Here is a 7,500-nt window from a genome sequence, read left to right as displayed (position 1 = left end):
TATACCACTCAATTCAAATTGCTTTAAAATCAAAAATGATCGATAGAGTTATTGTTTCAACAGACTCAAAAAAGTATGCGAATATATCCAAAAAATTTGGAGCTGAAGTTCCTTTCTTAAGACCAAAAAAAATTTCAAAAGATAATTCTAATGACTCTGAGTGGATTTTTCATGCAATAGATTATTTGACAAGAAAAGAAAAATATTATCCAGATTTAATTATTCATTTAAGGCCTACAAGCCCTAATAGGGAGTTAAAAATTTTTGAAAAAGGAATAAAATGCTTTCTAAAAAATAAAAATAAACCAACATCAATGAGATCTGTCAGTTTTTTTTCTCAACCTCCTCAGAAACAGTTTAAAATAAAAAATAAATTTTTAACTGGTTTCTTCAATGATAAGTATAGCGGAGAATATCATAGTAGACCTAGACAGGATTATCCAAAAACTTATTTGCCTAATGGATATATTGATATTTTAAAAACCAGTTATATTTTAAAATCAAAAAAAATTTATGGAAATAAAATACTTTCATTTATTACAAATCCAATATTAGATATCGATACAAAACAAGATTTAAAATTAGGTTAAAATCTATGTTTTTTGGAATTATGCAAGGTAGACTTTCAGAATCAAAAAAAGGTAAACTTCATTTTTTGCCAAAAAAATGGAAAATTGAATATGATAGATTGAATGAGGTAAATTTAGATTATATTGAATTATTTACAACAAAGTTCAAAGATCATAGTCCAATATGGAATGAAAACAATTCGATATTAAAAAAAAAAATTAATCAAACAAACTTAAAAAAAATTATCTTATGTGACAACTATGTTTTTAAAAAAAGTTTAATAAGTATTACTTACAAAAATTACTTTAAAAAGATAATTAAAAAACTATCTCCTTTTCCAAACTCTGTTTTATTAATCCCTATTGAAAATCTCTTGTTTGAAAAAAAAAATTATAAAAAACTACTAAAAGTAGTTAATTATTTTTTAATTAATTCAAAAAAAAAAGATATTGAAATCTCTTTTGAAGTACAAGTTGACTTAAAAACAATTTTAAAATTTAAAAAAGATTTAAAAAATAAATTATTTAAAATTACTTTTGATACTGGAAATATTTTTTTAATAAACAAAAACAACAAGTCTTTAGAGAATTATTTGGAAAACACAAAAAATTTCATAAATCATATTCATTTAAAAGACAGAGATGCACTTGGAAATAATGTAGTTTTAGGAACTGGCCTGATTAATTTCAAAAATATTTTAAAATATTTAAAAAAAACAAATTATAATAAAACTTTTACTTTTGAAACCAACAGAGGCAATCACTATTTAACTACAGCAAAAAATAATTTAGCTTTAGTAAAAAAATATCTTAATTAATAATAATTTTTTTATTAATTTTACTAGATTTTTTAGCCATCATAACAACTTTTAAACTTGAAATTCCGTTATCAAGATTGCTAATTGGATTAGATTTTAATTCTATACTCTTGTTAAAAAATTGAAGTTGTTTTTTAAATAATGAATTTCTTGAAATTTTACTTTGATATTTTTTAATAATTTTACTTTTTTTGTAAATTATCAACTCATCTTTTTTCAAATCCCAATTAACCTGCCCATTTTGAAATACTATATTACATTTTCTTTTTTCAATTTTTTTTATAAAGTCTAGATTAATTTCTACATTAAAGTTGTGATTATCAAGATGATGATTGCATTTTATTTTAGCATAATCCTCAACATCTATCTCAAGATTGCTTTTTTTACCAGAAATGCATTCTATACTTTTTGGAATATTAAAAAGAAAATTTGCATAATCAATTTCATGAATAAAGCAAAGTAAAACACCCCCACCCAGTTTCTTTTTTGCTGCATATCCTTTTCTATAATCTTCATACATATGATGATTTGGTAAATAATGTTGATTACAAATCTTAACTTTTTTTATTTTACCGAGAGTTTTTTTGTCAATGATTTTTTTTATTTTATAAAGAAATTTATGATATCTTAACTGATAACCAACAGCACAAATAACTTTATTTTCTCTAATTTTTTTTTCAAGTTTTTTTATTCCTTGTAAATTGTGAGATAGTGGCTTTTCAATAAAAAGTGCAACCTTTTTTTTTGCAAATTTTAAAGCATATTGAAGATGTAAACTTGATGGATTGCATATAAATACAATATCAAATTTTTTTTTAGATGCAGCAGCTTCACTTATTTCTTTTATATTTTTTTTTTTTAGATCAAAATTAAGATTTGTTACTACATTTTTTTTGTTAAGTTCTGGGCTTTTTTTAATTTTTCTTATTGCAAAAAAATTATAATTTTTAACTAAGTTTTTATAATTTCTATAGTGCCTTTGTCCTATAGATCCTAGACCAATAAATAATACATTCTTAGAATTTTTTAACAATGTAGGCAGTTGGTTGGTTAGAATATTTTATAGTTTTAATTTCTAATTCTTTATGATTATCAATAAATTCATCTACAGCATCAGTTTCTCCCCATCCTCTCTTTCCATATTCATCTAAAACAATAATTCCGCCCCTTGAAATTTTTTTGTAAAATTCGTTTAATGCTGACTTTGTACCCTCATAAGTATCTAGATCTAAATTTAACAGAGAAATTTTAAAACCTTTATTATTTTTAACATATTTTTTTGCCGTTGTAATTATGTCTCCTTTTATTAACTCAGATCTTTTTATTAATCCTAACTTGTTAATTTTTTTATTTATTTCCTTAACTGATATGTTTGTTGTATAATTTGCTTCTTTGACAAATTTTTTTTGTTCTTTTTTTTCATATTCAAGAATTGAGTCACTAAAGTTTTCAAATGAATCAAACCCTATAACTTTTTTAATTGAATGTTCATCAAAAATTTTTAATAATTTTAGCCAAAAAATGTGCCCAGTACCTTTAAAAACTCCACATTCAATAATATCTCCTGGGACTGATATAGTTTTTTTAAATAGTTCATACCTGGCAAAAATTTTTTTTAGTCTTCCAGTATCTTCAGACTCTATTAAATAATTGTAAGCTTCAAATATATTCATTTTAATTTATATATACCTATTAGCATTACTTCATTTGAATGTCTTAAATACTTATTAATTTCTTCTGGCCATTTAATATTTGTCAAACCTTCATACATTGGTAAATATGGAATTTTTAAAAAAGCTAAAAACTTAGAAAGTTGTTTAAAAATACTATATTTCCACACTAAAGGTAATTGATAAAAGTACTCTACTTTTGAGGACTTAAAACCGCTTAAAATTCCAATATCTCTTAGGGAGTGAAGTGTAAAAGGAGTTACATGAGTAAAATCAAGATAAAAAGGACCAAATTTATGATGAACCCAGCTTGGTGTGAGAACTATAAGGGTTCCATTTTCCTTTAGCATTTTTTTACAATATTCAAAGAATTTTATTGGTTGATTAAGATGTTCAATTAATGATTTAGAAAAAATGATATCAAATTTTTTTTCAAAATTATTTGGATCATTATCTTTTTCTATATCTATTTGACGTACTTCGATTGGTTTACATAAATTGATAGCTTCTTCGGAAAGATCAATTCCAAATACATTATATCCGATTTGTTTAAAAGCCTTCACAACATCTCCCCTTCCACAACCAATATCTAATACATATTTTTCTTTTGTTTCTTCGTTATTTAAATATTGTTTTCTCAGATGTTTAACTAATTTAAGTGGATAGTCGGTAATTGGTCTTCTCTTTGTAGAGTATATTTCTGAAAGATAACTTTTACTTTGTTTTGATATTTCAACTTTATTTGTATTGTTGTTCATGTGTGCAGATATAAGTATATTACTATTTCAATAAATTCATAGTTTATAATACTTCTATTATATTTAGAAACGATTTTTTAAAAAGATTTTTTATAATAAAAATAATTCTTATTATAAAGAGTATACTTTTATTATACCTAATATCTTCTGAATTACTAATCGAAATTATTTATAAATAAAAAGAAAAAATTTTTAATTAAATAATTGTTCTTCCTCCATCAGCAACAATTACTGAGCCTGTTAAATAAGATGAAAGATCGCTGCATAGAAATAAAATAAGACCATTATACTCATTTTTTTTTGCCATTCTTCTAAGTGGAATCAACTGATTTAATTTTTTAACAAATGAATTGTCTTGATTATTAAAAATTCCACCAGGTGCAATAGCATTACATCTTATATTTTTTTCACCCCAGTAAGATGCTGTATATTTTGTTAAACCAATAATACCATGTTTTACAACCGAATAAGTTACTGGTTTAATAAAATCACTTTTTTTATAAATTCTTTGATCTGGAGCTATAATTCCTAAATCTGATGAAATGTTTATGATTGTACCTTTGTTAAATTTTGACATATATGAACCAAAAATCTTAGTACACAGATAACTTCCTTTTAAACTTACAGAAATATCTTTCTCCCATAATTCATTTGAAAAAGTTTCTAATTTAAGTATTTTTTTTTTAGACTTTGATGGAGGATAGTCAATTGCAGCATTATTTATTAAAGCATCGATTTTAATTTTTTTCATTTTAAAAAAATTTAATACTTTGATTAATTCACTTTCATTTGTGATATCAGATTGGAAATATTTTCCAGTTGTTTTTTTTTTTGGTTTCTTAATATCAATTATATAAATATTTGCTTTTTCATTCACCAAAGCATTTGCAATTTGACTGCCTAAAAATCCAAAACCACCAGTTATTATTATATTTTTGTTTTTAAGATTAAACGAAGCTTTTTTCATTTTTTTTCCGAATTTTTAGAGTATAAGATTAGCTTTTAAAAATAAATATGAAAAAGCCTTATTTAATTGCTGAAATAGGAATAAACCATAATGGTGATATGAGCATAGTTAGAAAATTAATCAAAAATGCTAAAGATAGTGGATTTGATGCTGTAAAATTTCAAAAGAGAACTATCGATATTGTTTATGATAAAAAAACACTTGATACCCCAAGAGAGAGTCCTTGGGGCAAAACTACTAGAGAACAAAAATTTGGCCTGGAGTTAGAGAAGCCACAATATGATGAAATAGATAATTACTGTAAAGAAGTTGAAATAGAATGGTTTGGTTCAGCATGGGATATTAAAAGTTTAGAATTTTTAAATAATTATAATCTAAAGTTTAATAAAATTGCCTCAGCTATGATTGTTGATCATGAGTTTTTAAATGAAGTTGCAAAGAAAAATAAACATACTTTTATATCTACTGGTATGTCGACAAAAAAAAATATTGATGATGCTGTTGGTATTTTTAAAAGAAATAATTGTAGCTTTGAACTAATGCACTGTGTTTCAACTTATCCTATGAAAGTTGAAGATGCTAATCTGATTACAATCAACCAATTAAAGAATGAATATAATTGTAATGTTGGTTATAGTGGTCATGAAAACGGAGTTGTTGTTTCTTTAGCAGCTCTGCAATTTGGTATTTCTTCTTTGGAAAGGCATATTACACTAGATAGAACAATGTATGGATCTGATCAGGCTGCATCTTTGGAATTTAAAGGAATGATGAGTTTGACTAAGTCAATTGAAAAATATGTTAATTCAATAGGAGAGCCCTCTCTTGGAAAGATTTTAAAGGAAGAATTGCCAATAGCAAAAAAATTAAGGGCACATATACAAAAAAAAAATTAAATTTATTTCTCAAATAAGTTTTATGAAAAAAAAGTTAGAAGTACAGATAAATGAAAATATTAATGCTCATCTATCATTATTAAAAATAAGCAAAACAATTGAACAAGTAATCAAAATAATAACAAAAAAAATTAAAAGTGGTGGTAAATTACTATTTTGTGGCAATGGAGGTTCGGCAGCAGACGCACAACATTTAACAGCAGAATTTCTTGTTAGATTGAGGCCACATGTTAATAGAGCACCTATACCGGCACTTTCTTTAGCACAGGACACGTCTACTATTACAGCCTGCGGAAATGATTATAGTTTTGATGAGATCTTTTCTAGAACTTTACGTGGTTTAGGCAACAAAAAGGATGTTTTGATATGTATTTCTACATCGGGCAATTCAAATAACATTTTGAAAGTTCTCAAAGAAGCTAAAAAAAAAGGCATACTGACAATTGGATTTTTAGGAAATAAAGGAGGAAAAGCAAAAAAAAACTGTGATTTTAAATTAATAGTCGAGTCAAATAACACTGCAAGAATTCAAGAATGTCATATATTTTTAGGCCATTTTATACTCCAAAAAGTAGAAGATAATCTTATGAAATCAATTATTTTTAAATGATTAGGTTTTATAATTTTATTTTAAGACTATTAAAAGCAAAGTGGATATTTAAAATTCCATCTACCACAGATATTTTGATTTATGACAAAGTTGGTAGTGAGAATATAATTCCATTAATAAATAAAAAATATAATTACGAAATCTTAAATTCAAGATTTGAAACAATAAATTTTTTTATATTTTTCAAATCTTTAGCTACTTTTTTTAATTATAAGATTCAATTAAAACATTTTTATAAAAATTATTTAATTAAATTTATAAAGGTAAGAAAACCAAAGATAATAGTAACTTTTATAGATAATGATTTTTTTTTTTACTCTTTGAAAAAAAAGTTTCCTGAAATTTGTTTTATATGTATTCAAAATGGACTGAGTGCCAACAAAATCAGCAAAAACAAGCTTTTAAAAATGAAAAAAATAGATTTTTTTTTCTGTTTCTCTGAAATCTTTGCAATTTACTATAAAAAATTTATAGCTAGAAAAACGCATATAATTGGTTCACTAAAATGTAACAAATATAGAAAAAAAAACTTAAAAAAAACAAAAAATAAACTTATTTATATCTCTAGTTATAGTGATTTTAAAAAATATACATTTTTGAATACAAATATACCTGTCGAAAAAGTTTTTAAACCTGAATTAAAGCTGTTACCTATAATTTATAATTTTTGTTTAAAACAAAAAATTCCTTTATCAATTTTATTAAAAACAAATCAAATCAATAAAGAAAAAAATTTTTATCTGAGAATATTAAAAAACAAGTTAAAAATTATTAATTTTAAGTATTTAAAATTCTATCAAAAAACCAAAGCTAGATCATCATATGAAATTATAAAAGACTTTGAAACAGTAATAAGTATTGATTCTGCACTTGGAATAGAAGCTATAAACTATGATGTTAAGTCAATTTTTTTCTCAATTAGAGGAAAATTTTTCAAAAACGAAAACTTCGAATTTGGATGGCCAAAAAAAATAAAAAAAGAGGGATTTTGTTGGACTAATAATCTTTCAGAAAAAAAAATTAATCACTTATTAAAACAGAACTTGAATTTAACTCTAAAAGAGTGGAAGTATAAAGCATTTCAAAATAATTTTAAAAGAATTATGTTTTATGATTATAAAAATCGAACCGCAAAAAAAATATTTAAAAATATTACTTTAGATAAAGTTATTTTAGATAAAAAATAATTTTAAAATTTAACAGTTTTATTAT

The 7,500-nt window shown here is 23.7% G+C and carries 9 protein-coding genes (1 of these 9 only partly in view); 5 read left to right on the top strand and 4 right to left on the bottom strand.

Translation table 11 applies throughout. The annotated features are described in order from the left end of the window. On the top strand, nt 1-590 hold the 3' portion of the coding sequence (locus ACTTBE_RS04515; protein ID WP_440677354.1) for an acylneuraminate cytidylyltransferase family protein. 97 nt of this gene lie to the left of the window's left edge; only the last 590 of its 687 coding nucleotides appear in the window; its start codon lies beyond the left edge, outside the window; the stop codon is at nt 588-590. Nucleotides 591-595: 5 nt separating this feature from the next. Further along, nucleotides 596-1,387: a sugar phosphate isomerase/epimerase family protein gene (locus ACTTBE_RS04510; RefSeq protein WP_440677353.1), complete on the top strand. Its 792-nt coding sequence runs from the start codon at nt 596-598 to the stop codon at nt 1,385-1,387. Here the strand turns inward: ACTTBE_RS04510 and ACTTBE_RS04505 are convergent. The 4 genes from ACTTBE_RS04505 to ACTTBE_RS04490 form a co-directional block, all read right to left on the bottom strand. Further along, the gene (locus ACTTBE_RS04505; RefSeq protein WP_440677352.1) at nt 1,380-2,420 is read right to left on the bottom strand and encodes a Gfo/Idh/MocA family protein; all 1,041 of its coding nucleotides are present in this window, start codon (nt 2,418-2,420) and stop codon (nt 1,380-1,382) included. The two genes, ACTTBE_RS04510 and ACTTBE_RS04505, sit on opposite strands and share 8 nt — an antisense overlap. Then, nucleotides 2,404-3,060, bottom strand: coding sequence for a TylF/MycF/NovP-related O-methyltransferase (locus tag ACTTBE_RS04500; RefSeq protein WP_440677351.1), 657 nt, complete (start codon nt 3,058-3,060; stop codon nt 2,404-2,406). Before ACTTBE_RS04500 ends, ACTTBE_RS04505 begins: the two co-directional genes overlap by 17 nt. Next, on the bottom strand, nt 3,057-3,815 hold the full coding sequence (locus tag ACTTBE_RS04495; RefSeq protein ID WP_440677350.1) for a class I SAM-dependent methyltransferase: 759 nt from the start codon (nt 3,813-3,815) through the stop codon (nt 3,057-3,059). The genes ACTTBE_RS04500 and ACTTBE_RS04495 overlap by 4 nt, the downstream gene beginning before the upstream one ends. 196 nt (nt 3,816-4,011) lie before the next feature. Next, nucleotides 4,012-4,782: an SDR family oxidoreductase gene (locus tag ACTTBE_RS04490; protein ID WP_440677349.1), complete on the bottom strand. Its 771-nt coding sequence runs from the start codon at nt 4,780-4,782 to the stop codon at nt 4,012-4,014. A 47-nt stretch (nt 4,783-4,829) separates the two neighbouring features. Here ACTTBE_RS04490 and ACTTBE_RS04485 point away from each other — a divergent pair, with 47 nt between their 5' ends. Genes ACTTBE_RS04485 through ACTTBE_RS04475 form a run of 3 tightly spaced genes read left to right on the top strand, consistent with a single transcriptional unit; the run spans nt 4,830 to nt 7,475 of the window. Beyond that, the gene (locus ACTTBE_RS04485; RefSeq protein ID WP_440677348.1) at nt 4,830-5,678 is read left to right on the top strand and encodes an N-acetylneuraminate synthase family protein; all 849 of its coding nucleotides are present in this window, start codon (nt 4,830-4,832) and stop codon (nt 5,676-5,678) included. Between the two features lie 22 nt (nt 5,679-5,700). Beyond that, nucleotides 5,701-6,288, top strand: a complete 588-nt coding sequence (locus ACTTBE_RS04480; RefSeq protein ID WP_440677347.1) for a D-sedoheptulose-7-phosphate isomerase — start codon at nt 5,701-5,703, stop codon at nt 6,286-6,288. Then, nucleotides 6,285-7,475 carry an LA_1612 family putative O-antigen biosynthesis protein gene (locus tag ACTTBE_RS04475; RefSeq protein ID WP_440677345.1) on the top strand — a complete coding sequence of 397 codons (1,191 nt, stop codon included), beginning with the start codon at nt 6,285-6,287 and terminating at the stop codon, nt 7,473-7,475. Before ACTTBE_RS04480 ends, ACTTBE_RS04475 begins: the two co-directional genes overlap by 4 nt. The last annotated feature ends 25 nt before the right edge of the window (nt 7,476-7,500 follow it).

It is taken from the genome of Candidatus Pelagibacter sp. HIMB1587 (genome assembly GCF_052047775.1).
Classification (GTDB): domain Bacteria; phylum Pseudomonadota; class Alphaproteobacteria; order Pelagibacterales; family Pelagibacteraceae; genus Pelagibacter.
The sequence above is the reverse complement of the archived record's forward strand: the minus strand, read 5'-3'. Positions and strand labels throughout refer to the sequence as shown.